Genomic DNA, 25,552 nt, shown 5'->3' with positions numbered 1-25,552 from the left:
GCGAAAGTCGAGTGTACCACCGGCTCTGGAGCCCTTCGGGCGCCGCCGGACGAAGTGATTGTGTTCATCAAGCACGGGTGAAGCTGCGCAAGGCTACAGAATATCGAATGGATTCAAAAGCCTAATCTGGCATTCCCGGGTGCGTCTGTCGGGCAAAAAAAACGGGAAACCCAACGCAGGGGTTTCCCGTTTTCCAACCGGTGTCAGCGCTGCAGTGCGGCAGGGTCTTGCTGCAGCATCACCGAGTCATGCATGCTCGCCAACGCATCCTTTAGCGTTGACTGCTCCAGCGCATCCTTGGATTTTTTGCTTGCCTGGGCCGCGTGCTCAAGCAGCGCCAGGTAATCGCGCTTGGATGCGCCCTCCTTCGGCACCACCGTGTCCTCAACCAGCTTGGCCATCACATACTTCTGCGTATGGGTGCTCTGTACAGCCGTCTGCGAGACTGACGCGCTGGCCAGTTGGCCGTCTTTATAGGCGAAGCTTGCCGTACTGCTGGCCTTGTCCTGCACTTGCACATACAGGTAATTCTGCGATTCACGGTTGCCGTCCAAAACCGGTGGTTTACCGCCATTGAGGCTTGTGTGGAAACTCGCAGAAAGCGCCGACTGCTGGTGCTGGGTAACACTGCGATCTGCGCTACTGCGACCGTTGACCTGGGTCTTCTGCGACACGGTGTAGGAAAAACTGTCGACTTCCGACGGGCGCATTGGGTTGCTAGCGTCCACAGACTGTTTGATCGAAGCTTTGAAATCAGCCAGGCCAGTCAACAGGCCTTTGTCGCTGGGGTTGTTGCTCAGGGCGACTGGAGCGGTAACGCCTTGTGGATAGTTGCTGTTCATGGCGCTGAACGCATCCTTGAACATCGCCATCAGGTCCGCATCCGCACTGCCGCGTTGCGCCACCCGGTCAAATTGGGCCAGGTAGGTTTTCAGCGCCTTGGCTTGCTGTTTGGCATCGCCGAGGATTGCCGCGTTTTTGAGGTCGACGGCCAGGTCAATGTTACCGGCCGGGCCACTCATGCGCGTGGTACGGCTCTGACTGTCGGCGTGGAAAGCCAGGCTAACGTCCTTGCCATCAAGGGCCTTGAGGCTGGCATTGAGGTCGACGGAAGCCAGCACCTGGGTATCAAACTGGGTCAACTTGCCCAGGTCGAGCTTGGGCGGCACGGCGGTCAGCCCGTCCACCGAGGCTTGGAAGGCACTGCCCAATTGGCCGACGGCCTTGAGTTCATCAGCCGTCAAGTCGCCGCCCTCTACGGTGGCCTGCACGCCCAAGCCATCCTTCTGGCTGGACAGGCTGAAGGTGACGGTCTTGCCGCTGGTGGTCTTGATGCTCAGGCTGACCTGGTTGTCGGCCTTGTTGTGCAGCAGCGTCTGGTCGGTCTTGATCGCGCCGGCATCCCCGGCCCGGGCTGCCGTTGTATTGAGCACGGACTGTGAAATACCGACGCCGCCGCCCTGGGTAAATTGATCCACCAACGCCGCGCCCAGGCCGCTGTAGCGACTCGCCGTGGAGATCGAATTAAAGCGGCTGTTGATGGCGTTGGTAACGGCATCCTGGCTGCTGTTTTCCCAGGCCCGCAGCGTTTCCTGGCCGGGCAACTGCCCGTCTCGAGAGTAGATATCGACGACATCGGCCGCAGGACTACCGAGACTGACCAGCGAAGACGGCCGAACCGGTGAGACATCGACGGTATTCGCCACGGCGACCGGCAAAGGCGTCGCGGGCGCGCGAACGATGAGGGGATGGGTAGCGATGATAGGCGTTAGCGTCGTCATGACAGTCCGTGTCTTGAAAGCTGAGTAGCTTTCAATTTAACCAACACGTGACGGGATTGACAGCATTGAAGCCAAAATGATGACCAACGCGTGCTGCCAAAAAACTGGCTTTTTGCCGTATTGCGCAAGTCAGAACCGGTAAGTCACCGAACCACCAAAACCATTGGCTTTGTCTTCATGCCAGGCATCGTAAGTCGGTGTTAATGCGGGTTGGGTCTGGCGAACCTTGATAGGTTGGTTTTTCAAGCCCGCCAACGGTTTATTGTGCACGTGCCGGTGCAATTACGCTGAACTCGCTGGTGAGATAGTTATCGTAATGACATGATAAAGTCCATTCAACATATTCGGTCAGATCCAAATGAATAGCACCGTCGGGATGGGCCCCGAGACAAGTCACACGCCCGATCCCCTCACAGGCGGCGCAAGCGAGCTGGCCGCGACTGGCTTGGGTAGAAATGAAGCGTTCACCGAGCGCGTACTGGCCAGCATCAACGATTGCATCAAAGTCCTGGACCTCGACGCCCGCCTCACCTTCATGAGCGAAGGTGGTCAGAAAATCATGGAAGTCAGTGACTTCAACAGCATCCGCGGCTGCCCCTGGCCCGACTTCTGGCAGGAACAGGGAAACCTGGACGCCAAGGCCGCCGTGCAGGCCGCCCAAAACGGTGAAAGCGCGAGCTTTATCGGGCCTGCGCAAACCTTGGCCGGCAACCTGAAGTGGTGGCATGTGCAGGTCAGTCCGATCCTGGACGGTAATGGCCGACCGGAGCAAATCCTCTGCGTGTCCCGTGATATCACCGCCCTGCGTGAAGCCGAAGAGTCGCTGCGTAAACTCAATGAGTCGCTGGAGCAGCGGGTGGTGGAGCGTACCCGTGATCGTGACCGTATCTGGCGTCTGTCGCCGGACTTGATGCTGGTTGCTCAGCTCGACGGTGTGATCTCTGCCGTCAACCCGGCCTGGACACGCATGCTCGGCCATACCGAACACGACCTGGTGGGCAGTCAGTTGCTGGCCCTGGTGCACCCGGACGACCTGGCCGTCTCGTCATCGGCGGTCAGCCGCCTGGGGGATGGCAAGAACTTTCCCAACTTCAAGAATCGTTACCGCCACCAGGATGGCAGCTACCGCATGATCGCCTGGACCGCCGTGCCCGACAGCGACTACATCCACGCGGTGGGCCGTGATATCCAGGCCGAGGAAGAAGCCAAGGAAGCCTTGCGTTTGTCGGAAGACGCCCTGCGTCAATCGCAGAAACTGGAAGCGATTGGCCAACTCACCGGCGGCGTCGCACACGACTTCAATAACCTGCTGACAGTGATCAAGTCCTGTGCTGACTTGCTCAAAACGCCTTCGCTAAGCGAAGTACGGCGCATGAAGTATGTGGAAGCCATCGCCAGTACCGTGGACCGTGCTGCCCGTCTGACCGCGCAATTGCTGACATTCGCCCGCCGCCAGGCCCTGCGCCCGGAAGTCTTCAACGTTGGCGACAGCGTATTGCGGGTGGGCGAAATGATGGACAGCCTGACCGGTTCGCGCATCAAGGTCACCATCGAGGTGCCGCAGAAACCGTGCTTTATCAACGCCGACGAAAGCCAGTTCGATACCGCTCTGGTGAATATGGTGGTCAACGCACGGGATGCCATGGCCGGCACTGGCGACTTGGCGATCAAAGTGGCCACGGCCAACTGGCTGCCTTCAGTGCGGGCCCATCCAGTGCGCGTCGCCGACTACGTGACCATCGAATTAAGTGACACCGGTTCAGGCATTGCGCCGGAAAAGCTCGACGCCATTTTCGAACCGTTCTACACCACCAAGGGTATCGGCCAGGGCACCGGCCTGGGGTTGTCGCAGGTGTACGGTTTTGCCAAACAATCGGGCGGTGAAATCCTGGTGAAGAGCGAATGCGGCAAGGGCAGCCAGTTCGTTTTGTACTTGCCGGAAGTCGAAGCCGGTGTGACGACAGCCATCTCGGAACACCAAAGCGACCCGATTGCCTCCAACCTGTGCGTGCTGATGGTCGAAGACAACACCGATGTCGGTCTCTACACCTCGCAGACCCTGGAGCAAATGGGTTTTAAAGTGCTATGGGTGCCCGACGCCAGCAGTGCACTCGACGCCCTGGCGCCCAACCCGGAGAGCTTCCAGGTGGTGTTTTCCGACATCTCGATGCCAGGCATGAGCGGGCTGGAGTTGCTCGACGCGATCGAAGCCCTCTACCCGTGGCTGCCCGTGGTGCTGACCACCGGCTACAACGACGAATACGCGCGCATCGCCCAGGAAGAAGGGCAGCGCTTTGTGCTGATGCAAAAACCCTACTCCACCGAAGCGTTGGCAGTGCAACTGCACAAAGTCGTCAAGAGCCGCCTGAATCTGATTTCTCCAGGCTGACCCGCTTGTATAAACACGCCGATTAAACGGTTATTACGCAACAATCAGAAAACCCGCCCCCATCCGTTAATACGCAAACCCCCGCAAAAACAACCCTCAACAGGTGCCCACAGGGCACCTGCGCACCACCTTTGTGCATTTTTTTGCTGAATAACGCGGCATTCCTCACGTTTTACGTAATAAATCCTACAGCCGATGTAACAAACCGTTTATTGATGACTCAAGTGCGGCAAGCCCCCTCCCGAGTGCATGGCTTGGCTCGATGGGCATGAATCGTGTGGATTTCTACGTTAAGGATGTCGAGTGCCGAATCAGCCCTCAACCAAGCGTCTTTGTTGTATTCAGAAACTAGGCGCCGCCCTGCTCTGCCTGTGTGCGCTGCCGGCGGCCGGCGCCGAGGGGCCGCAGCTCGGTCAGGAAGCCCTGCGTTTGCAGCAACAGCAGCAGCGCGACTTGCAACAATTACAACTGGAGCAGCGCCAGCGGCAGCTACAAAGAGGCAGTTTCGGCGCGCAACCGGCGACGCCAACCGTGCCTGAGGGCGGCGGCCACGACGAACGCTGCTGGCTCTTGAGCGGTACACGCGTGGCCGGTGTGACCTTGTTCAGCAATGCTGAGCTGAGCACACACATCAAACCCTACGTGGCCGCCTGCATGGGCGTCACCCAGATCAACCGCCTGCTGGCCGAGATTACCCGCCTGTACGTTGAGGCCGGCTACATCGCCAGCCGTCCGTACCTGATCAGCACGCCGGCGGCTGGGCACCCGTTGGATATTCACGTCGAAGAAGGCTATGTCGAAGCCATCGAATTGACTGACCAGAGCCTGCCGGTGTCGTTACGCGGAGCGTTTCCCGGGATGCTCGGCAAGCCGCTGAACCTGCGCGACCTGGAGCAAGGCCTGGACCAGCTCAATCGCCTGCGCTCGGTGGACCTCACCGCCGACATCGCACCTGGCAGCGAACCTGGTGCGTCGCGAATCATCTTGCACTCGCGCAGCACGGCCTCGCGCTGGGGGTTGGGGCTTGGGGTGGACAACCTCGGCAGCGCCGGCACCGGCCGTGATCGCAATGCCATCAGCCTGAGCCTGGACAGCCCGTTGGAACTCAACGATTCGCTCAACCTGAGTTTCAGCGACACGCTCAACCACGGCCCGCGCTACAGCCGCAGCAACAGCCTGTTTTATTCCATCCCTTACGGCTACTGGACCTACAGCCTGTTCGCCAGCCACGCCGAATACCGCTCGCCCTTCACGCTCAGCAGCGCGACGTTTTATAACAGCGGCCGCACCGATCAGGTCAGCGTGCGCACCGATCGGGTGTTATGGCGCGACCAAGGCCATCAACTCAGCGCCAACCTGCAACTGGCCTACAAGGACGTCGACAGCTATCTGCAAAAGGTTCGCCTGGGCATCCAGAGCCCAACGCTGACGGTGGCCGAGGCCGGCGTAAATCTGTTCTGGCTCAACAGTGCGGTGTGGAACCTCGACGTCAATTACGCCCAAGGCCTGACCTGGTTCGGCGCCGATCGCGATGCCGACCACGTACAGAAAAACCTGCCCCAGGCGCAATTCCACAAGTACCGCGCCAACCTGACTCAATGGCGCAACGGCCAATGGCTGGGGCAGCCGTGGCAGTGGCAGAGCCAGCTGTCGGCGCAATACAGCCCGGACACGCTGCCCGCCATCGAACAACTGCTCGGTACCGACGACTCAGCCGTGCGTGGCTATCGCGACAACAGCGCGTCGGGTGCGATCGGCGCGGTATGGCGCAATACCCTGCGCTTGCCGCTCAACAGCGACCTCGCGGTCAAGATCACGCCACGCCTGGGCCTGGACAACGGCTGGGTCAAGCGCGAACACGGTGCCCAAAGCCAACGCCTGAGCGCGGCCAGTGCCGGGCTCAACCTGAGCTGGAAGAACGTGCAGCTTGATGTCGATTACCAACACAACCTCAACACCCCCGCAGGTTTTGCCCAGGAGCCGGATGTATGGCTGACGCGCCTGAGCCTGCAACTATGAGCCGATATCTGTTTAGCCTGAAATAACCGCAATTCCTGACCACCACAGCAGCGTTGCAACGAACAACGCACGTCGCGGATCAGCCAACACAGAGCGAAATTATTTATGCCGACAGACACACATCCGTTTCACCTTTCACCTCAAGGCAAACTGCGCTGGGCCATCGCCAGCCTGTTTCTGCTGCCACAACTGGCGCTGGCCGCTGGGTTGACCGTGGTCGAAGGGCCCGGCGGTACACCGCAACTGCAAAACCAGGGTGGCGTGCCCATCATCAACATCGTCGCGCCGAATGCTGGCGGCCTGTCCCACAACCAGTTTCTGGACTACAACGTCGACCGCCAGGGCGTTGTGCTGAACAACGCCTTGCAGGCCGGTCAATCCCAGCTCGCCGGGCAGTTGGCAGCCAACCCGCAGTTCCAGGGCCAGGCGGCGAGCGTGATTCTTAACGAAGTGATCAGCCGCAACGCCTCAACCGTCAACGGCGCCCAGGAGATTTTTGGCCGGTCGGCCGACTATGTGCTGGCGAACCCTAATGGCATCTCTGTCAACGGCGGCAGTTTTATCAACACCCCGAATGCCAGCCTGGTGGTGGGCCGCCCTGAACTTAACGACGGCAAGCTGCAAGCCTTGAACACCCGCGATGCGCGCGGCCAACTCACGGTACAAGGCCAGGGCCTGCACAACCGCGAAGGTTCAATCAACCTGATCGCGCCGCGCATCGACAGCGACGGTCACCTGAGTGCGCGTGATCAATTGAACCTCACCGTCGGCCGCAACCAAGTCGACTACGCCAGCGGCCAGGTGCGCCAGGTAGACCCAGCCAGCAAAACCCAGGAGCAGCGTATCGACGCCCGTCTGTTCGGGGCGATGCAGGCCGGGCGCATCAACATCATCAGCACCGCCGATGGCGCCGGCGTGCGCGTGGGTGCCGTAAACGTGCAGGGGCGTGACGGGGTCAAGATCAGTTCGGCCGGCGACCTCGATATCAGCGGCCAGGTCCACGCCAACAGCCTCGACGCGACCCGCGCCAGCGTGCACAGCCGCCAGGGCGATGTCGACGTGCACAGCGCCAAGGACCTGAGCCTCGCCGCCACCGACGTCAGCGCGCGCAACGTCAAACTCGACGCCGGCCGCAACCTGACACTTGGCAGCCTGGAAAGCCGCAAGCTCCAGGAAAAACGTGAGCAATGGGACAACAGCAACTTCCTGTTCACCTACGAAACCTATGACCGCACCACCACTGACCAGGACGCGCGCCAGCACGGCAACAAGGTGGTCGCGCAACAGGACGCAGCACTGTCGTCCGGCGCCAAAACCGAGATCAAGGCCAGCAACGTGGAAGCCGGGGCCGGTCTGCACGTCAATAGCGGCGCCGACCTTCAGGTGCTCGCAGCCACCGAAACCCACGAAACCCGCGATCAGGGCAATCATCGCAAGCACCTGTGGAAAGCCAACTGGGACACCTCCAGCAGCGAACAGCGCAGCATCACCAGCAGCCTCAAGGCCGGCAAGACCCTGGAGCTGACCAGCCAGCAGCAACTGCACCTGCAGGGCGCCGAGCTGAACACACCGGGTGACCTCCAACTGGCCGCCCGCCAAGTGGATATCAGCAGCGCCAGCCGCACTCAGCGCAGCAGTCATACGGCGTACTCCGGCGACCTGACAGGTGGCAGCTTCTTCGGCAAAAACGGCGATGGGGATAAAGGCAACACCTTGAATACCGGCAGCAAGGTCAACGCCGACGGCAAGCTGATCGTCCAGGCGGATGAGGTGCGCATCAGCGGCAGCCAGGCCCGTGGCGGCAAACAGGCCAGCGTGATCAGCGACAAAGGTTCGCTGGTGATCGACGGCGTACAAGACACGTCCCACGACAATAGCTACAGCAAGGACAGCAAATTCTTCGGCATCGCCAAGGATGAAAGCCGCCAGAACCTCAAGGACAGTACCGTGGTTGCCAGCAACCTGCGCTCGGACAGCAACCTCAAGCTGCAAAGCGCCAAGGACATCCACGTCAGCGGCTCACAGGTGTCCGCCACCGGTGAACTGCAGGCGGATGCCAAGGGTGATATCAAGGTCACTGCTGCTGAAAACACCTTCCACAACACCACCAGCACCCACACCCGAGGCTTCGAGGGCTACGCCAGGGAAACCGCCGATGGCACCCGCCAGTACCGCGCGGGCGTGAGCTACGAAGACCAGCAGCACACCAACAAGACCGACACCACGCAACAGCAGGCGTCCAGCCTCAGCGGCGGCAGCGTGGCCGTCACGGCCGGTGGCGACGTAAGCTTCAAGGGCTCCGACCTCAAGGCCACCGAGGGCGATGCGACCTTGAGCGGCAAAAACGTCGAACTGCTGTCGGCCCATGACAGCAGTCACAGCGACACTGACAAAACCACCACCGGCGGCGGCGTCTATTACACCGCAGGCCTTGACCGCGCTGGCAACGGCGCGCAGTTCAGCCACCAGAACAGTCACGACACCCGCAGTACCACCACCGCACAAACCAGCCACGTCGCGGCGGCCGGCAAACTGACCCTCAACGCCGGCAACACCCTCACCAGCCAGGGCGCGCAGGTCCAGGCGGGTGGCGAGTTACAGGTCAATGCGGGTCAGGTCGATAACCAGGCGACGCATAACAGCGAGACCAGCACCCACAAGGAGAATGGTTGGACCGCCGATGTCGGCGCCAATGTCGAATACAAAGGCGTCACCCGGCCAATCGAAAAAGCGCTCGAAGGCATGGCCCAAGCCAAATTCCATCAGCCAGGTTTGCTCGATGCCTTCGAGCAACCCAATGTCGGGTTGGATGTGGAGGTCGGTCATACCAAAAAAAGTCGCACACAGCAGGACAGCACGGCGGTGGTCAGCCAGTTCAGTGGTGCCACGGTGCAGGTCAATGTCGCTGGCACGTTGCAGGATGCAGGCAGTCAATACCGCGCCACCGATGGCGGCCTGAAGATCGCTGCCGGCGAGCATCTCGCCACGGCGGCGGCCAACACCCACAGCAGCAGCGAGCAAGGCGTGGACGCCAAGGCGGGCGTGCGGGTCTACACCAACACCGGTGAAGACCTCAACGTACGTGGCAGCGGCACGGGCGGCAGCAGCGACGTGCGCCAAACCGCCAGCACGGCGGTGGTCGGCAGTTACGCCGCCACCCAAGGCGTGAACTTCCAGGCCAAGGGCGATGCAGGTTATGAGGGCAGCCAGTTCAACGGTGGCCAGGCAGGCATCCACCTCAAGGCGGGGGGTGAGTTGGCGCTCAATCAGGCCAACGATACCCAGAGCGACACCCGCAGCAGTCTGCGCGGCAATGGTTCATTGACCGTGGGCACGGCGCCCGGCGCGAACGGCACAAACGTCAACCTCGGTGCCGGTGCACAGTTGGACCATAAGCAACTGGACACCCGCGACAGCCAGGCGCGTGTCGCGACGCTTCAGGGCAGCGGGCCCATCGCGCTCAGCAGCGGCGGCGACATGACCCTGCAAGGCACTCAGGTCGGTAGCCGCACCGCCAACACCGGCGATATCAGCCTGACTTCCGGCGGCAAGCTGGACCTGCAAGCGGCAACCGATACCCACGTCAGTAACGGCAGCAACCTGGGCGGCGGCCTGACCGTCGGTGCCGGCAAGACCAGCAGTGCCGAAAGCAGCGGCAAGACCGGCAGCCTGAGCGCCAACTTCAACATCGGCAAGGTCGCCGAAAACGATCAGGCCGCCGTCGTTGGGCAGTTGCACAGCAACGGCAAGGTCAGCCTCGCCAGCGGCGCGGATGCGAAGGATGCCATCCACTTGCAAGGCACACAGGTCACCGCTGCCAGCGTCAAACTCGACGCGCAACAAGGCGGCATCCTGCAAGAGTCGGCGCAGTCCACTCAGGCCCATGACAGCTGGGGCGTCACCCTCGGCGCGGGCGGCAGTGGCGGCAAGACCACCCTGGCCGATGCCGGGGAGCACGACACACCCAAGACCCAACTTGGCATCAATGCCCGGGCCAAGGTCGACGTGGATCACCTGCAAAGCACTGCGCAGCGCGACAGCCTGATCAAGGCAGACAGCGTAACGCTCAACAGTGCCCGCGATACCCACCTGGCTGGCGCACGGATCGAAGCGGATCAGGTGAGCGGCAAGGTGGGCGGGGACTTGGTGGTTGAAAGTCGCCAGGACCACATCAGCAGCACCCAGGTCAACGTCGATGCCAAGCTCGACGTCGAGAAAAACCAGCCCGGCGTGGTCAACAAACTGGCCAAAACCACCGGCCCGCTCAAGGACAAAGTGCAAGCCAAGGCCGAGGGCGCCTTCGACAAGCACCGTGAAAAGCTCGAGAACGCTGTCGACAAGGGCACCGAACACCTCGCTTCGGCCAAGGAAAACCTGGCCAGCGCCAAGGAGCGCCTGGGCGAGAAACTCACCCGCAGCGCCAGCTATGAGGTGAACCCGGAGCCGCGTGGCGCCTTCGGTACCCGCGTCGACAAGGCCAGGACGTACCTCGCGGACAAGAAGGATGCGTTGGGCACTCACCTGTCAAACCTCAAGGATAAGGTTTGGCCAAAAACCAGTGACAACCTTGCCGTCAGCGGCAAGCACACCACCGGCAGCTCGGTGGCGGATACCGCAGAAAGCGTGCTGTTCGGTGACAAGAGCGGTAAAACCAGCTACACCCCGACCTTGAACCTGGATGTCAGCCGTGTCGCCAAAGACAGCGTTACTCAAGCGTCTGGCATCCAGGGTACTCAGGGCGTCAATCTGCAGGTAAGCGGTGCAACGCATCTGACCGGCGCACGGATCAGCGCGCAGGGGGGCACCGTCGAGCTGGGCGGTTCCGAGGTGAAGGCCACGACGTTGGCAGGCAGCGATTATCGCGTCGATGTCGGGCTGAACGTTTCAAAATCGCCGGTCAACCTGGTGTTGGGCGCCAAGGACGAATTAACCCAGAAACAGGACGACGCGACCCGTCAGGATCAAGCCTTCAACCTCGGGCCGCTGCGGGTAGGCGGGCACAGTGACAGCCAGCAATGGCAGGCGGGAATTGATCAGGAGATCAACTAAGCAGTCATGCCCCGGTGGAAACGAGTCAGTCGATTTCCACCGGGGCAATCATTTCTAAATGTTTCTTCATAAACCCAAACCGTCATTAAACCGACACATCTCAGGAATTAAATCGTCACGTCTTAGACAGGTGGACCTATCCACTTACCCCTTCCTTGAGGTGTTGTCGTGATGTTGCCGAGCAAAAAAAGTCTGTCCGTTTTGTTGACCGCCCTGTGCCTGAGCGGTGTGGCCCACGCCACTGACGTTACCGGTGCCGGTTCGAGCTTCGTCTACCCGGTGCTGTCCAAGTGGTCACAGGACTACAGTAAGAACTCCAGCAACCGCATCAACTACCAGTCCATCGGCTCCGGCGGCGGTATCGCCCAAATCAAGGCAGCCACCGTTGACTTCGGCGCCTCGGACGCGCCGCTGTCCGCCGATGAACTCAAAGCCGGCGGCCTGGGCCAGTTCCCCAGCGTAATTGGCGGCATCGTGCCGGTGATGAACGTCGAAGGTGTGGCCGCAGGTCAGTTGAAACTCGACGGTGATGTGCTGGCGAAGATCTTTCTCGGTGACATCAAGGCCTGGAACGACCCGGCAATCGCCGCGCTCAACCCCGGCTTGAACCTGCCGGTGGCGAACATCACCGTAGTGCACCGCTCCGACGGCTCGGGCACCTCGTACAACTTCACCAACTACCTGTCCAAAGTCAGCGATAGCTGGAAAACCAAGATCGGCTTCGGCACCACCGTGCCCTGGCCGGTCGGCGTGGGTGGCAAGGGTAACGAAGGGGTTTCTGCCTACGTGAAGCAGATCAAAAACTCCATTGGCTTTGTGGAATACGCCTACGCGTTGCAGAACAAGATGACGTACACCCAGTTGAAGAACGCTTCGGGGAAATTCGTCAAACCTGACGCCAAAGCGTTCCAGGCCGCCGCTGACACCGCCGACTGGGCCCACGCCAAAGACTTCAACCTGATCATGACCAACGCGCCAGGCGAAGGCGCATGGCCGATCACAGCCACCACCTGGATCATCATGTACAAGCAGCCCAAGAACGCGGAGCAAAGCCAGGCCGCCTTCAGCTTCTTCAAGTGGTCACTGGAAAAAGGTCAGCAACAGGCTGCGGCACTGGACTACGTAGCATTGCCGGACTCTCTGGTGACGCGAATCGAAGGTTACTGGAAGTCTGACTTCACCAACTGATTCGCCTTATGACCGCCTTCCTCATCGCTTGAGGAAGGCGGTGAGCACATCTGATATGAACGACAGCGTCCAAACCCTGGTTATGACAACTCACGCGGGCGACACACGCAGCGACAGCCGCGCGGCCCGCGATCAACGCCACGATCTGTGGTTCAAACGCACACTGTTCGGCGCAGCCATGTTGGTGCTACTGCTGCTGGCAGCCATTGCAGCCTCGACCCTTTGGGGCGGCGGGCTGGCGTTCAAGACCTTTGGTTTCGACTTCATCACCAGCACCGAGTGGGATGCGGTCAATAACCACTTTGGCGCCGTGGTGCCGATCTACGGCACCCTGGTGACCTCGTTTCTGGCCTTGCTGATTGCAGTCCCGGTCAGTTTCGGCATCGCGATTTTTCTCACCGAAGTCGCGCCGCCCTGGCTGAAGATGCCGGTCGCATCAGCGATTGAATTGCTCGCCGGTATTCCATCGATCATCTATGGCATGTGGGGCCTGTTCGTGTTCGGGCCGTTTATGGCCGAACACCTGTCGCCGTTGATCAATGACTACCTGGGCGCCCTGCCCTTGGTCGGCTCGCTGTTTCAGGGCCCGCCACTGGGGATTGGCATGCTGACCGCCGGCATCGTGCTGGCGGTGATGATCATGCCGTTCATCACGTCGGTGATGCATGAGGTGTTTCGCAGTGTGCCGACACAGTTGAAAGAATCCGCCTACGCCTTGGGCAGCACCACTTGGGAAGTGGTGTGGGACATCGTGTTGCCCTACACCCGTTCGGCGGTGGTCGGCGGCATCTTCCTCGGCTTGGGTCGTGCCCTCGGCGAGACCATGGCCGTGACCTTCGTACTGGGTAACGCCCAGCAGTTTTCCGCCTCACTGCTGATGCCCAGCAGCTCGATCGCGTCGGTCATCGCCAACGAGTTCAGCGAGGCCTACACCGATCTGCATCGCTCGGCGCTGATCGCCCTGGGCTTCCTGCTGTTTATCGTGACCTTCGTCGTGCTGGCGTTGGCGCGGCTGATGCTGATGCGCCTGTCGCGTAAGGAAGGGCTATGAACGCCAACGAACGCCTCTACCGAAAACGCGCGCTTAAAAACGGCGTAGCCCTGTGCCTCAGTTGCGGCGCTACGGCCTTTGGCCTGCTGTGGCTGGCATGGATATTAGTGACGACCATCGTCAATGGCTTCCAGGCGTTGAACCTGCGCCTGTTTACCCAGATGACCCCACCGCCCGGCACTGAAGGCGGCCTGGCCAATGCGTTTTATGGCAGCGCACTGATGTCCGCTATCGCATTGCTGATCGGCACCCCCATCGGGCTGATGGCGGGCATCTGGCTGGCAGAGTTCGCACGACACTCGCGCCTGGGTACTACCGTGCGGTTCATCAACGACATCCTGCTGTCCGCGCCATCCATTGTGCTGGGGCTGTTCATCTACACCGGCGTCATTCTGCCGCTGAACCTGCTGACCAATCACCAGGTCGGATTTTCTGCCATCGCGGGGGCATTGGCCTTGGCCCTGCTGGTAATCCCGGTGGTGGTACGCACCACCGATGAAATGCTCCAGCTGCAACCCTCGACCATGCGCGAAGCGGCCCTGGCACTGGGTGTGCCGCAGTGGAAGCTGACACTGCAGATCGTGTTGAGGGCGGCCAAAGCCGGCGTGGTCACCGGCATCCTGCTCGCGCTGGCCAGGATTACCGGGGAAACGGCGCCGCTGCTGTTCACCGCCTTCGGCAATCAGTTCTGGAGCAGCAACCTGCTCAAGCCGATTGCCAGCGTGCCGGTGGTTATTTTCCAGTACGCCATGAGCCCGTTCGACGACTGGCATGCGCTCGCGTGGGCCGGTGCATTGGTGCTCACGCTGTTCGTGCTGGTACTCAGCCTGGCATCCCGCCTGATTCTTTTACGCAATAGGTCTCACTGATGGACGCCACCGGCATTGCTCACGAAAAAACCAAAATCCAGGTGCGCGGGTTGGAGTTTTTCTACAACAATCAACGTTCCCTGAAATCCATCGACATCGACATTCCGGAAAAGCGCATCACGGCCATCATCGGTCCCTCAGGCTGCGGCAAGTCCACCTTGCTGCGGGTGTTCAACCGCATCTACTCGATGTACCCCAAGCAAGAAGCGCGTGGCGAAGTGCTGCTCAATGGCGAAAACATTCTCGCCCCCGGCTATTCGATGAACCGCCTGCGCAGCCATGTGGGCATGGTGTTCCAGAAGCCCGTGCCGTTTCCGATGTCGATCTTCGACAACATCGCCTACGCGGTGCGTCACCATGAAAAATTGTCCCGGCGCGAAATGAATGACCGCGTCGAGCAAGCCTTGCGCGGCGGCGCCCTGTGGGATGAAGTGAAAGACAAACTCAACCAGAGCGCACAGAGCCTCTCGGGTGGCCAGCAACAGCGACTGTGCATCGCGCGCACGATTGCCCTGCGACCGCAGGTATTGCTGCTGGACGAACCGACCTCTGCACTCGACCCCATCTCGACCGGGCGTATCGAGCAGTTGATTACAGAGTTGAAGGCGCAATACACGGTGATTATCGTGACCCACAACATGCAGCAAGCCGCGCGGGTGTCGGACAACACCGCGTTCATGTTCATGGGGGAATTGATTGAGTATGGGAATACGGACGAGATCTTCACCAAGCCGCAGATGAAGCAAACGGAGGACTATATTACCGGGCGGTTTGGTTGAGCGGACGCCAATACTCTTTAACCAAAAAATCCGGAACGCCTCATTTGCGCGAGCCGTCCGGATTTTCTAAACCGCCATAAGGCGGTGGGAATAAAGTTTTACAGGCCCTTCGAAAACACTACCTATACTGCCAGCCGTCAGTTTGCGCCTAAGAGCCAACACCTTGCAAAGAGAACTCCAACTCCTTACCTACGCCCTGTTCTTTGACAATATGCTGTTTACCTACCGTCGAATTTTTATACCTGCCGTACAGACCTGTGCTCATGATTTCACCCACCTTTACATCCCCCTTGTCATCAGTAGTAAAGGGTGCAAAAAAACTACCGCGGGTAGGCGCTATCTGCGAGCTTTTATTTATTTTCGCGCCGTATTGTTCGACGAAGCCAGCGTCACTACCCGCTAGCGCAACATTCTGATCGACGTGTATATCTTTGACATGTTGTTTTGGCCCAGGGTTATCAGGATCCGTAACATCCTGAACATAGGCGCTCAAAATTCGCGGGTCTGCGGGGTCTCGTTCGACAGTAAGTTCATACTTATTGCCAAACTTAAAGTCCACCAAGGTGCTATTGCTCGCGCCTGTTACCCCATCAAATTCAGCACGCCCTTTGGGCGCATTGAAATGCGGGCCATATCCGGAAAAATAATCAGCGCCTTGCCATCCCCTCGGGGTTGCATCCCGATATAGCCACGACCAAGGGCTGTACCTTTCTCAGTATTGACGCCGAACATCATCGCGTAGTAAATCCCTGCGTCCTTATCAGCCTTTTTTTGAAGACCTTCGTCGATAATGATAGGGAACGTAATGTTGCTCAACCCAGGGCTCGGAGCGGCAAGCGAGTACTTCACACCAAACAATCCGTTGGGAGATGTGAACTCTTTCTTCATTTCAAATTTTGGATCGCTTACTTTATTGAGCACTGAGGCATCGGAAATAAGCGGAGTAGGTGAAGCACTGTCTTCAGATTTTATTACCGTCACACTCGCTGGCGATTGTGTTGGCAGTTGAACATGTATTGCTTGTGGAGAAAGTTGCGAACGGTAGATATTCATAACAACCACAGCCCTCTTTTGGAATAGCCATCAATAGGCATCAATGCAATGCCCGTTCATAGCCATGGTTATAAGGCCTCACACGCATCAATAGTGCTGACACCGATGAATGCCCTAGCGGTCTGAAAGGCGTCATTGTCGGCTGTAAATAATTGCTGATTTCGATCAAGGCAACTGACGACTTGTACGCACATTTCACGATATGACAGTAAATGGCTGACACCAAACCGCGCTATCAGAAAGAGCGCTCGGACGGCGTGGACTTTTCCTAAAGCAGATAAGGTCTATAACTGACAATTGCGGGAGATATATCTGAGTTGCCCATCACTCAAGACATTCTATTGAAACCTCGCGTAGCGAACGCCGCGACGGCACGCCCCCTGCACCGGCTTTAGTGGTAACCCCTCACCCAGGCTCTACTTCTCAACCAAATCCCAGGCAAAAAAAAACCCGGAAATCCTCACTTGCGTGGGCCTTCCGGATTTTCTAAACCGCCAAAAATGGTGGGTCGTGTGGGATTCGAACCTACGACCAATTGGTTAAAAGCCAACTGCTCTACCAACTGAGCTAACGACCCGCTGTGTGGTGGCGCGTATAATACTGATTTCTAAGGATTATTCAACACCTTATTTGAAATAAATCAGAAATAACGCGTTGGGTCTGTAATTCCGGCCGTTTGGAAGCCTTCTGCACGCAGTCGGCAAGCGTCACATTTCCCACAAGCACGGCCAGCATCGTCTGCCTGGTAGCAGGAAACAGTCAGCGCGTAATCCACGCCAAGTCCTACGCCAGCCCTCACAATGTCTGCCTTGGTCATGTTCTGCAGCGGGGCCTGGATACGAAAGCCCTGCCCTTCCACACCCGCCTTGGTCGCCAGGTTGGCCATGCGCTCGAATGACTCGACATACTCTGGACGGCAGTCCGGATAACCGTTGTAGTCCAGTGCGTTGACGCCGATGAAGATGTCACGGGCATTGAGTACTTCGGCCCAACCGAGAGCCAGGGACAGAAACACGGTGTTGCGCGCCGGCACGTAGGTCAACGGGATGCCTTCGCTGGGCGCCTCGGGCACCTCGATGCTGCTGTCGGTAAGGGCTGACCCGCCGATGCCATTGAGGTTGAGTCCGATCACCTTGTGCTCGACCACACTCAAGTCACGGGCGACACGCACGGCGGCGTCCAGCTCGGCGCGGTGGCGTTGACCGTAGTCGAAGCTCATCGTGTAACAGAGGTAGCCCTGCGCTTGTGCCATGGCAACCATGGTGGCGGAGTCGAGGCCGCCGGACAGCAAGATGACTGCGCGCTTTTGACCCGTCATGTCAGCGCCCCGGCTCGTCATTCCACAGGTATTTATGCAACTGCAATTGCAGGCGCACCGGCAGGTTGTCCGCCACGACCCAGTCGGCCAGGTCGCGGGCGTTCAAGTCATGATGGCTCGGCGAGAACAATACTTCGCCGGCACGACGGTCGAGGCCGTATTGGATCAGCTTGGAAGCCGCCCAGTCATAATCGTCGCGCGAACAGATCACGAACTTGACCTGGTCGTTGGCCGTCAGCAGATCGATGTTCTCGTACAGGTTACGGTGCGCTTCCTTGGAGCCTGGGGTCTTCAGATCGACCACTCGGCTTACGCGCGAATCCACGGCAGAGATGTCCAGCGCTCCGCTGGTCTCCAGCGAGACTTCGTAACCTGCATCACACAGTTGCTTGAGCAACGGGATGGCATTGGGCTGGGCCAGAGGCTCGCCACCGGTCACGCAGACGTAGCGCGGCTTGAAGCCGGCAACCTGCTCAAGGATGTCGTCGAGCGTGCGCACGGTGCCGCCACTGAAGGCGTAGGCGCTGTCACAGTATTGGCAACGCAAAGGGCAACCGGTCAACCGTACAAATACGGTGGGCAGGCCAGCGGTTCGCGTTTCACCCTGCAACGAGTAAAAAACTTCGGTAATACGTAATGTGTCTTGCATAGTCGCCACGGGCGTAACAGCTAAACAGGCTGTCCGCCTCCGTCAGGCACTTCAAGGGATTGCGCCAACGCGTCAACCCCAAGGAGCGTGTTTCATAAAAGGGCGTGGATTCTAACGAAAAAACCCGCGCCAGGCGCGGGTTTCTTCTAAACGGGCGACATCGCTTACAAGCGTTGCAGATCCCGCTGGGCCAACTGAGCAGCAGAGGTACCCGGATACTGGGCAACCACTTGCTGCAGAATGCCTTTGACCTTGTCGGTATGACCCAGGCGGCGTTCTACGTCGGCCAATTTGTACAGGGAATCAGGCACCTTGGCGTGCTTTGGGTACAGCTGGCTGACCTTGGCAAAAGCCTGGCCTGCTGCTTGTAAATCACCCTTGGCCAAGTTGACCTCACCCAACCAGTACTGGGCATTGCCCGCGTACTGGCTGTTTGGGTACTTGCGCAGGAATGCGGTAAAAGCCTGGCTGGCCTTATCGAAATCCTTGGCTTTGATCAGGTCGAAGGCTGCATCGTAATACAGTTTTTCCTTCGCTGGATCACCCGGTTCGCTGCTGGCGGCAGGGGCTTGGCTAGCCGCCGCTGCCCCTGCTGCGGCAACACCGGCGGCAGCGCTTGGCGCACCACCGGCAGAAGAATTATCAGGAGTTGCGGCAGGTGTTACGCCGGCTCCAATGCGTCGATCAAGATCCTGGTAACGCTCCAGGCCTTCTTGCTTCAGCTGGTTCACTTGATTCTGCAGTACTTCAATCGTGCCTTGTTGCTGCGACAATTGATCCTGCATGCGTTGCAGCTGGTTGAACAGTTCGCCCTGTGCCGAGGGGGCGGACGTAGCCGCCCCCCCAGCATAGGCGCCGTTCGTGCCATAACCCGCTGGCGGATAACTGCTCCCGCTATTGTTATAGCCAGAGTTGCTATCTTCCACAGGAACCGCAGCCCACACCGCAAGCGGTGCGAAGCTGAGAGCCAATACAGTTAGAGCACGACGGCACGTTCGCATGACGAATTACTTACGCAGTTCGACGCGACGGTTTTGAGCCCAGGACTGCTCGTCGTGGCCAGTAGCAACTGGACGCTCTTTACCGTAGGAAACCAGTTCCAGTTGGCCTGGAGCAACACCTTGCAGTACCAGGTAGCGCTGAACGGCTTTCGCACGACGCTCGCCCAGTGCCATGTTGTACTCACGAGTACCACGTTCGTCAGTGTTACCTTCCAGAACAACGCGAGCGCCGTTAGCTTTCAGGTCCTTCGCGTGAACGTCCAGAGCGCGCATGGCTTCTGGCTTCAGGTCCGAACTGTCGTATTCGAAGTAGAAAGTGGTGATAGCGCGCAGAGCAGCTTCTTCGCTCAGGGAGCCGTCAACTGCACCAGTGTTAGCGCCGTAACCAGCGTTTGGATCAACAGCTGCGCCTTCACCGGCATTGTCGCCGCCTTTAGACGAGCAACCAACGGCTACGGACAGAGCCAGAGCCAGAGCAGCAAACTTACCAAACTTCAGCATTTCCATCGTGAAACTCCTAATGAACCCCAGTGTGTTAAGCAAATCTTTTTGTAGCGCCGCGTCAGTTCAGGTAAGGGGACCAGGACGGTTCTCTGACTTCGCCTTGTGCGGTAGGAAGCGGGAGCCTTACGCGTCCATTAATGGACACGAGCATCAAGACTCCCCGGCCCTGCTGGCGGGTGGCGTAGATTACCATGGTGCCGTTGGGCGCAACAGTAGCTGACTCATCAAGGTTGGTGTCTGTGAGGATTTTTACCGTTCCACGCTGCAAATCCTGGGCCGCAACCCGGAAATTAGTGAAACCATCCTGACGGTGAATCATCACCAACGTCTTTTCATCAGCCGAAAGCTTAGGGTTGGCATTGTAGTTACCAATAAAGGTCACGCGTTCTGCGCCACCGCCACCTACGCTTGTTTTGTAGATTTGAGGCTTGCCGCCACGGTCGGAGGTGAAGTAGATGGTCGACCCATCCTTACCCCAGAACGGTTCGGTGTTGATGCCCGGGCCGCTGGTAACACGGCTGATCTGGCGCGAAGCCATGTTCATCACGTAGATATCCGGGTTGCCATCCTTGGACAGTACGAATGCCAGGCGCGAACCATCCGGTGACCATGCTGGCGCACCGTTGAGGCCTTCAAAGTTGGTGATCTGCTCACGACGGCCAGTATCGATGTGCTGGACGAAGATACGCGGACGGCGCTGTTCGAACGACACGTAGGCAATACGCTTGCCGTCCGGCGCGAAGCGCGGCGACAGGATGGGCTCACGGGACTGCAGCAAGGTCACGGCGCGCGCGCCGTCGTAGTCCGAACGCTGCAGCGTGTAACGCGTGTTGTCTACGGAGAAACGCTCAGCCGTTACATAAAGCAGGCGTGTCGAGAACGCACCCTTGATACCGGTGAGTTTTTCAAACGACTGGTCCGAGATGTAGTGCGCCATGTCCCGCAGTTGTTCGGCGGTGCCCGATACGCTGCCGGTCAAGACCTGCTGCTCGGTAGCCACGTTGAACAACGTGTACTGGATTTGCAGGCGACCGCCGGCCGGCACGATGTTGCCGACCATCAGGTACTGGGCGCCGACGGCCTTCCAGTCACGGAACACAACTTCGCTGGCCTGGTTCGGCTGGCTGATCATGTTGCCTTTCGGAATCGGCGCGTAGTAACCGGAGTTGCGCAGGTCGTCGCTGACGATCTGGGCCATGTCGTCCGGCAGCACGCTGCCGCCCTGCCAGCCGAACGGTACAACCGCGATCGGGGTGGCCCGATCACTACCGCTGGTGACCAGGATGTTCTTTTCATCCGCCGCCGCTATCCCTGCCATACAGCAAATAACGACAAGCATTCCTCGAAGAAGGTTTCTCACAAGGCTAGATCCTCAGGTGTGAATGTCATCTTGAATGAACGATAGGGAGCGAAGTCGCTTGGTTTCATTCCCTGCATCTCGGTCAACCGGCCAATGTTCTTGACCGCGGCAACCGCCGAACTGTCGAACGAACCGTCACCACTGGACTTGGAAACGCTGACCGAAGTCACCGTGCCGTCCGGCAACATGCCGATCTGCAGCACTACTGTCATACCTTTACGTGCCGAAGGTGGACGCGTCCAACCTTCCGCTGCCCGTGCCCGAATCAGGTCGTCGAAACTGCCCGCGACTTCATCACCACGCTCATCGGCCAAGGCTTGCTGACGCTGCGGCGTGTCGGAAAGCAAATCTGCCAAGGCCTGGGCCTTTTTCTCTTCGGCGGACTTACGTGCTGCTTCCTGGGCCTTTTTCTTGGTGGCATCGGCGGCAGCTTTCTTCTTCGCGTCGTCGGCGATCTTTTTCTTCGCCTCGTCTGCTTCAGCTTTTTTCTTGGCGTCTTCGGCGGCTTTTTTCTTCGCGTCTTCGACTATCTTTTTCTTGGCCTCTTCAGCGGCCTTTTTCTTGGCCTCTTCTTCGGCAGCTTTTTTGGCTTCTTCTTCAGACTTCTTCTTGGCTATATCAGCCAATTGTTTCTCTTCGGCCTTTTTGGCTTCGGCAGCTTTCTCGGCTTTCTTGGCTTCATCAGCCTTTTTCGCCTCGTCAGCTTTCTTGGCTTCGTCAGCCTTTTTCGATTCCTCGGCCTTTTGAGCCGCCTCTTCTTTCTTTTGTTCCGCAGCAGCCTTCACCGCTTCCTGCTCGACCTTCTTCTGTTCCATCTGCTCGACTTCGGTCTGGCGCGCAGCCGACTTCTGGGCCTCACCCGCAATCTTCTGATTGGTCTGGGTGGTGGCCTGACTTTTCGATTTCAGCTGATACAGGGTCGCCTGCACGATCGGCTTGGCTGGCGGCAGGTCCGGTGTCATGGCAAAGCTGACGAACAGCATGCCAAACACCAGGACGTGCAGGGCAATTGCCCAGACGCTAGGCCAGAAGTAGCTTTCCGAGGCGGACGGCTCTCGCTGTTGGTGCATCAGGGCGCCTCGGTGATCAAGCCAACGTTACCGACGCCGGCCTTCTGCAGCCCGCCCATGGCGCCCATGACGGAGCCATAGTCAACCGACTTGTCGCCGCGAATAAAGACCTGGGTGTGCTTGCCGCCTTCATTGCCGGAGCGAATGATCTTGGTCACCGCGTCAGTCATGGCCGGCAAGGTCAAGGCCTTGTCCTGCTGTTTCTGAGTGTCGACTTCGCTGCCAAGGTTCCAGTAATAGGTCTTGTCAGCCTTGATCGAAATGGTCAGGACCTGAGTGTTGTTGTCTTGCGGCAAGGCTTCGCTGGAAACCTTGGGCAGATCAACCTTCACGCCCTGATTGAGCATCGGCGCGGTCACCATGAAGATGACCAGCAGCACCAACATCACGTCGATGTAGGGCACTACGTTCATCTCGGCGACCGGCTTGCGCTTTTTGCGAGCTCGAGCGATTAAAGCCATTGGGAAATACCTGCTTATTCTTCGCTGGTGTGCACTTTACGGTGCAGGATCGCCTGGAACTCGTCGGCGAAGGTGTAGTAACGGCTGATCAAGGTTTCGCCGCGTGCGGCAAAACGGTTGTAAGCGATTACTGCTGGAATAGCAGCGAACAGGCCGATCGCGGTAGCGACCAGGGCTTCGGCGATACCCGGGGCCACAGTGGCCAGGGTGGCTTGCTGGGCCTGAGCCAGGCCACGGAAGGAGTTCATGATCCCCCACACGGTGCCGAACAGACCGATGTACGGGCTGACGGAGCCGACGGTAGCGAGGAACGGCAGGCTCTGCTCGAGTTTCTCTTCTTCGCGTGAAATCGCGACGCGCATGGCACGGGCCACACCTTCCATGACCGCTTCAGGGTCGACGCCCGGCTGCTGACGCAGGCGCGAGAACTCCTTGAAACCGGCGCGGAAGATTTGCTCGACGCCCGAATCCGGGTCCGGGTTGCTGCCCGCCTGACGGTACAGCTTGGACAGGTCGATACCCGACCAGAAGCGCTCTTCGAAGCTCTCCAGGGCACGTCGACCGGCACGCAGCAAGTTGCTGCGCTGAAAAATCATGACCCAAGAGGTAACCGATGCGGCTACCAGGATCAGCATCACCAGTTGAACCACAACACTGGCATTGCTGACCAGGCTCCACATGGAGGAATGGTCGACGACGGTAGGTTCCACGCTAAATCTCCTGCTTTGATTGTTTACCCGCGCCGCTTACGCCGGCAAAGGCCGCACGTAGAGCTTCGGGAATGGCCCGGGGTTTCAAACTATCGGTGCGCACACACGCCACCAGGAACTGCCCCTCACAGAGCAGCGTTGCATCCGTTGCCCGCCTGACTTGCTGTTTAAAGCGCAGGCTGACACGGTTCAATTCGATTACTTCCGCGCTGACCAGCAGTTCATCGTCCAGCCGCGCCGGCGCGTGGTAACGCGCCTCGCTGGAATGCACGACAAACAACAGGTCCTCCCCCGCAAGCGTCGATTGGGCAAAGCCCAACTCCCGTAGCCGCTCGGTTCGAGCCCGCTCCATGAACTTGAGGTAGTTGACGTAATACACGATGCCGCCAGCATCGGTGTCCTCGTAATAAACGCGACAGCGATGTGCGAACGACTGATCCCCGTTTTGCGCGCGCATACTCTAGTGCTTACTCCTCAGGTTGCCAATCCGGCTCGCAACTGTTTTTTCATTCTCGCTCTGGGTTCTCGAGAATATTTATAACGACTGAATGACGACACCAGCCACTAGGACAGCACAAACTTAAGATAAATCGACTGGCGTGATCTTTTTAATCGTCCACTGCATCGAGGAATTCGTCTACTACAGGCATCTCGCCCAATCGTGACGGAATGTTTAACCCAAAGTGCAAATAGGCGTGGCGCGTCACCACTCGCCCCCGTGGCGTACGCATGATGTAGCCCTGCTGGATCAGGTACGGCTCCAGCACATCCTCAATGGTATGGCGCTCTTCACTGATGGCGGCCGCCAGGCTGTCCACGCCCACCGGCCCACCGTCGAACTTTTCGATCATGGTCAAGAGTAGACGTCGATCCTGATGATCGAAGCCATGCTCGTCCACATCCAGCAGGTTCAACGCCAGGTCGGCCACGGCCTTGGTGATATGCCCCTTGGCCCGCACCTCGGCAAAATCGCGTACGCGACGCAACAAACGGTTGGCGATCCGTGGCGTGCCACGGGCCCGGCGGGCGATTTCAAAGGCGCCTTCCGGGTCCAGGGGCAAGCCGAGAATGCTCGCCGACCGGCTGACGATGGTCGCCAGGTCAGCGGTGCTATAGAACTCTAGACGTTGAACAATGCCGAAACGGTCTCGTAGCGGGTTGGTCAGCATGCCCGCGCGAGTCGTTGCGCCGACCAATGTGAAAGGCGGCAGGTCGAGCTTGATCGAGCGGGCCGCCGGGCCCTCGCCGATCATGATGTCGAGCTGGAAGTCTTCCATGGCCGGGTACAGCACTTCTTCGACGATCGGCGACAGCCGGTGAATCTCGTCGATAAACAGCACGTCGTGGGGCTCAAGATTGGTCAGCAGCGCCGCCAGATCACCCGGACGCTCCAGCACCGGGCCGGAGGTGGACTTGATCGACACGCCCATTTCCTGCGCGATGATATTGGCCAGGGTGGTTTTACCCAGCCCCGGCGGGCCGAAGATCAACGTGTGGTCCAGGGACTCATTGCGCCCGCGCGCGGCCTGGATGAACAACTCCATCTGCTCGCGTACGGTCGGCTGGCCGATATATTCAGCCAGGCTCAGCGGGCGGATGGCCCGGTCCTGGACTTCTTCACGGTCGCGCGGGCCGGTGGCCGCAATCAGACGATCTGCTTCAATCACTTAAATCATTCCCTTCAGGGCTCGGCGGATCATGTCTTCGCTGCTCAGGTTCTTGTCCTTGATGGCCGACACTGCCTTGCTGGCCTCCTGCGGCTTGTAGCCCAGGGAGATCAACGCGCTGACGGCATCGCTTTCGGCACTTGCAAGCTGCCCCACCGGCATATCCGGCTGGTTCGGCACCAGGGCAAACATGCTCGGCACGACTTCCCAGGCCTTGAAGCGGTCCTTGAGCTCCACCAGCAGGCGCTCAGCGGTTTTCTTGCCGACCCCCGGCACCTTGGTCAGCGCGGAGGTGTCCTGGGCCGAAACAGCGCGTACCAATTCATCCACTTCCAGGCTCGACATCAACGCCAAGGCAAGCTTGGGCCCCACGCCATTGAGGCGAATCAGTTCGCGGAAAAAGTCGCGGTCACGCTTGCCAATGAAACCATAGAGCAATTGCGCGTCTTCGCGCACCACCAAGTGAGTGTGCAGGGTCAACGGCTCTCCGATCGATGGCAGGCGATAGAGGGTGGTCATGGGCACTTCCAGCTCATACCCCAACCCATTTACATCCAGAATCAGGTGCGGCGGCTGTTTTTCAGCCAGGGTGCCGCGCAAGCGTCCAATCACGGTTCAGATCCTTAAAGCTTGG

General features: G+C 59.1%; 21 protein-coding genes and 1 tRNA gene. 7 read left to right on the top strand and 15 right to left on the bottom strand.

Annotated elements, in window-relative coordinates; translation table 11 throughout:
• Nucleotides 1–203 precede the first annotated feature (203 nt).
• A complete protein-coding gene (locus JFT85_RS22030) occupies nt 204–1,781 on the bottom strand; it encodes a lactate dehydrogenase (protein WP_242486550.1) in 1,578 nt (525 codons plus the stop codon).
• Nucleotides 1,782–2,211: 430 nt separating this feature from the next.
• Between JFT85_RS22030 and JFT85_RS22025 the strand changes: the two genes are divergently transcribed.
• The 7 genes from JFT85_RS22025 to pstB all read left to right on the top strand — a co-directional run bounded on the left by JFT85_RS22025 (nt 2,212) and on the right by pstB (nt 15,125).
• Entirely contained in the window at nt 2,212–4,170 is a 1,959-nt protein-coding gene (locus JFT85_RS22025) for a hybrid sensor histidine kinase/response regulator (protein WP_169875665.1), read from the top strand.
• Between the two features lie 303 nt (nt 4,171–4,473).
• Complete coding sequence (locus tag JFT85_RS22020) at nt 4,474–6,189, top strand: ShlB/FhaC/HecB family hemolysin secretion/activation protein (protein ID WP_073638171.1); 1,716 nt, start codon at nt 4,474–4,476, stop codon at nt 6,187–6,189.
• A 105-nt stretch (nt 6,190–6,294) separates the two neighbouring features.
• Nucleotides 6,295–11,238, top strand: a complete 4,944-nt coding sequence (locus JFT85_RS22015) for a hemagglutinin repeat-containing protein (RefSeq protein ID WP_201230405.1) — start codon at nt 6,295–6,297, stop codon at nt 11,236–11,238.
• Nucleotides 11,239–11,409: 171 nt separating this feature from the next.
• Nucleotides 11,410–12,426: a phosphate ABC transporter substrate-binding protein PstS gene (gene pstS, locus JFT85_RS22010; RefSeq protein WP_078827231.1), complete on the top strand. Its 1,017-nt coding sequence runs from the start codon at nt 11,410–11,412 to the stop codon at nt 12,424–12,426.
• Between the two features lie 82 nt (nt 12,427–12,508).
• Complete coding sequence (pstC, locus tag JFT85_RS22005; protein ID WP_371850818.1) at nt 12,509–13,477, top strand: phosphate ABC transporter permease subunit PstC; 969 nt, start codon at nt 12,509–12,511, stop codon at nt 13,475–13,477.
• The gene (gene pstA, locus JFT85_RS22000; protein ID WP_053257748.1) at nt 13,474–14,346 is read left to right on the top strand and encodes a phosphate ABC transporter permease PstA; all 873 of its coding nucleotides are present in this window, start codon (nt 13,474–13,476) and stop codon (nt 14,344–14,346) included. Before pstC ends, pstA begins: the two co-directional genes overlap by 4 nt.
• Nucleotides 14,346–15,125 (top strand): phosphate ABC transporter ATP-binding protein PstB, encoded by a 780-nt coding sequence (gene pstB / locus JFT85_RS21995; RefSeq protein ID WP_053257749.1) that lies wholly within the window; start codon nt 14,346–14,348, stop codon nt 15,123–15,125. Before pstA ends, pstB begins: the two co-directional genes overlap by 1 nt.
• 148 nt (nt 15,126–15,273) lie before the next feature.
• On the opposite strand, the gene JFT85_RS21990 is transcribed toward pstB, so the two are convergent.
• From JFT85_RS21990 to ruvA, 14 genes are all read right to left on the bottom strand, one after another.
• Nucleotides 15,274–15,684 (bottom strand): hypothetical protein, encoded by a 411-nt coding sequence (locus JFT85_RS21990; RefSeq protein WP_242486549.1) that lies wholly within the window; start codon nt 15,682–15,684, stop codon nt 15,274–15,276.
• A 23-nt stretch (nt 15,685–15,707) separates the two neighbouring features.
• Nucleotides 15,708–16,178, bottom strand: coding sequence for a hypothetical protein (locus JFT85_RS28505; protein WP_242486548.1), 471 nt, complete (start codon nt 16,176–16,178; stop codon nt 15,708–15,710).
• A 501-nt stretch (nt 16,179–16,679) separates the two neighbouring features.
• Nucleotides 16,680–16,755 (bottom strand) — tRNA-Lys (locus tag JFT85_RS21985).
• Between the two features lie 63 nt (nt 16,756–16,818).
• A complete protein-coding gene (queC, locus tag JFT85_RS21980) occupies nt 16,819–17,496 on the bottom strand; it encodes a 7-cyano-7-deazaguanine synthase QueC (RefSeq protein ID WP_096236742.1) in 678 nt (225 codons plus the stop codon).
• Between the two features lies 1 nt (nt 17,497).
• A complete protein-coding gene (queE, locus tag JFT85_RS21975; RefSeq protein ID WP_053257751.1) occupies nt 17,498–18,145 on the bottom strand; it encodes a 7-carboxy-7-deazaguanine synthase QueE in 648 nt (215 codons plus the stop codon).
• A 164-nt stretch (nt 18,146–18,309) separates the two neighbouring features.
• On the bottom strand, nt 18,310–19,146 hold the full coding sequence (gene ybgF, locus JFT85_RS21970; protein ID WP_201230403.1) for a tol-pal system protein YbgF: 837 nt from the start codon (nt 19,144–19,146) through the stop codon (nt 18,310–18,312).
• 6 nt (nt 19,147–19,152) lie between these two features.
• Nucleotides 19,153–19,653 carry a peptidoglycan-associated lipoprotein Pal gene (gene pal, locus JFT85_RS21965; RefSeq protein ID WP_003209827.1) on the bottom strand — a complete coding sequence of 167 codons (501 nt, stop codon included), beginning with the start codon at nt 19,651–19,653 and terminating at the stop codon, nt 19,153–19,155.
• 55 nt (nt 19,654–19,708) lie between these two features.
• Nucleotides 19,709–20,989 carry a Tol-Pal system beta propeller repeat protein TolB gene (gene tolB, locus JFT85_RS21960; protein WP_169875597.1) on the bottom strand — a complete coding sequence of 427 codons (1,281 nt, stop codon included), beginning with the start codon at nt 20,987–20,989 and terminating at the stop codon, nt 19,709–19,711.
• A gap of 17 nt (nt 20,990–21,006) precedes the next feature.
• Nucleotides 21,007–22,080: a cell envelope integrity protein TolA gene (gene tolA, locus JFT85_RS21955; RefSeq protein ID WP_053257754.1), complete on the bottom strand. Its 1,074-nt coding sequence runs from the start codon at nt 22,078–22,080 to the stop codon at nt 21,007–21,009.
• A complete protein-coding gene (tolR, locus tag JFT85_RS21950) occupies nt 22,080–22,532 on the bottom strand; it encodes a protein TolR (RefSeq protein ID WP_161793227.1) in 453 nt (150 codons plus the stop codon). Before tolR ends, tolA begins: the two co-directional genes overlap by 1 nt.
• 23 nt (nt 22,533–22,555) lie before the next feature.
• Nucleotides 22,556–23,251 (bottom strand): protein TolQ, encoded by a 696-nt coding sequence (gene tolQ / locus JFT85_RS21945; RefSeq protein ID WP_024077143.1) that lies wholly within the window; start codon nt 23,249–23,251, stop codon nt 22,556–22,558.
• 1 nt (nt 23,252) lies between these two features.
• On the bottom strand, nt 23,253–23,708 hold the full coding sequence (ybgC, locus tag JFT85_RS21940) for a tol-pal system-associated acyl-CoA thioesterase (RefSeq protein WP_201230401.1): 456 nt from the start codon (nt 23,706–23,708) through the stop codon (nt 23,253–23,255).
• 151 nt (nt 23,709–23,859) lie between these two features.
• Complete coding sequence (gene ruvB, locus JFT85_RS21935) at nt 23,860–24,918, bottom strand: Holliday junction branch migration DNA helicase RuvB (RefSeq protein WP_053257756.1); 1,059 nt, start codon at nt 24,916–24,918, stop codon at nt 23,860–23,862.
• Nucleotides 24,919–25,530 carry a Holliday junction branch migration protein RuvA gene (ruvA, locus tag JFT85_RS21930; RefSeq protein WP_053257757.1) on the bottom strand — a complete coding sequence of 204 codons (612 nt, stop codon included), beginning with the start codon at nt 25,528–25,530 and terminating at the stop codon, nt 24,919–24,921.
• Nucleotides 25,531–25,552: the final 22 nt, after the last annotated feature.

It is taken from the genome of Pseudomonas sp. TH04 (genome assembly GCF_016651355.1).
Lineage (GTDB): Bacteria > Pseudomonadota > Gammaproteobacteria > Pseudomonadales > Pseudomonadaceae > Aquipseudomonas > Aquipseudomonas fluorescens.
The sequence above is the reverse complement of the archived record's forward strand: the minus strand, read 5'-3'. Positions and strand labels throughout refer to the sequence as shown.

Bases quoted from the DNA above. Each gene is read 5' to 3' on its own strand.
- queC (WP_096236742.1), bottom strand. From the start codon at position 17,496: ATGACGGGTCAAAAGCGCGCAGTCATCTTGCTGTCCGGCGGCCTCGAC.
- tolB (WP_169875597.1), bottom strand. From the start codon at position 20,989: ATGCTTGTCGTTATTTGCTGTATGGCAGGGATAGCGGCGGCGGATGAA.
- pal (WP_003209827.1), bottom strand. From the start codon at position 19,653: ATGGAAATGCTGAAGTTTGGTAAGTTTGCTGCTCTGGCTCTGGCTCTG.
- JFT85_RS22030 (WP_242486550.1), bottom strand. From the start codon at position 1,781: ATGACGACGCTAACGCCTATCATCGCTACCCATCCCCTCATCGTTCGC.
- JFT85_RS22015 (WP_201230405.1), top strand. From the start codon at position 6,295: ATGCCGACAGACACACATCCGTTTCACCTTTCACCTCAAGGCAAACTG.
- pstS (WP_078827231.1), top strand. From the start codon at position 11,410: ATGTTGCCGAGCAAAAAAAGTCTGTCCGTTTTGTTGACCGCCCTGTGC.
- queE (WP_053257751.1), bottom strand. From the start codon at position 18,145: ATGCAAGACACATTACGTATTACCGAAGTTTTTTACTCGTTGCAGGGT.
- pstC (WP_371850818.1), top strand. From the start codon at position 12,509: ATGACAACTCACGCGGGCGACACACGCAGCGACAGCCGCGCGGCCCGC.
- pstB (WP_053257749.1), top strand. From the start codon at position 14,346: ATGGACGCCACCGGCATTGCTCACGAAAAAACCAAAATCCAGGTGCGC.
- pstA (WP_053257748.1), top strand. From the start codon at position 13,474: ATGAACGCCAACGAACGCCTCTACCGAAAACGCGCGCTTAAAAACGGC.
- tolA (WP_053257754.1), bottom strand. From the start codon at position 22,080: ATGCACCAACAGCGAGAGCCGTCCGCCTCGGAAAGCTACTTCTGGCCT.
- JFT85_RS28505 (WP_242486548.1), bottom strand. From the start codon at position 16,178: ATGAATATCTACCGTTCGCAACTTTCTCCACAAGCAATACATGTTCAA.
- ybgF (WP_201230403.1), bottom strand. From the start codon at position 19,146: ATGCGAACGTGCCGTCGTGCTCTAACTGTATTGGCTCTCAGCTTCGCA.
- ybgC (WP_201230401.1), bottom strand. From the start codon at position 23,708: ATGCGCGCGCAAAACGGGGATCAGTCGTTCGCACATCGCTGTCGCGTT.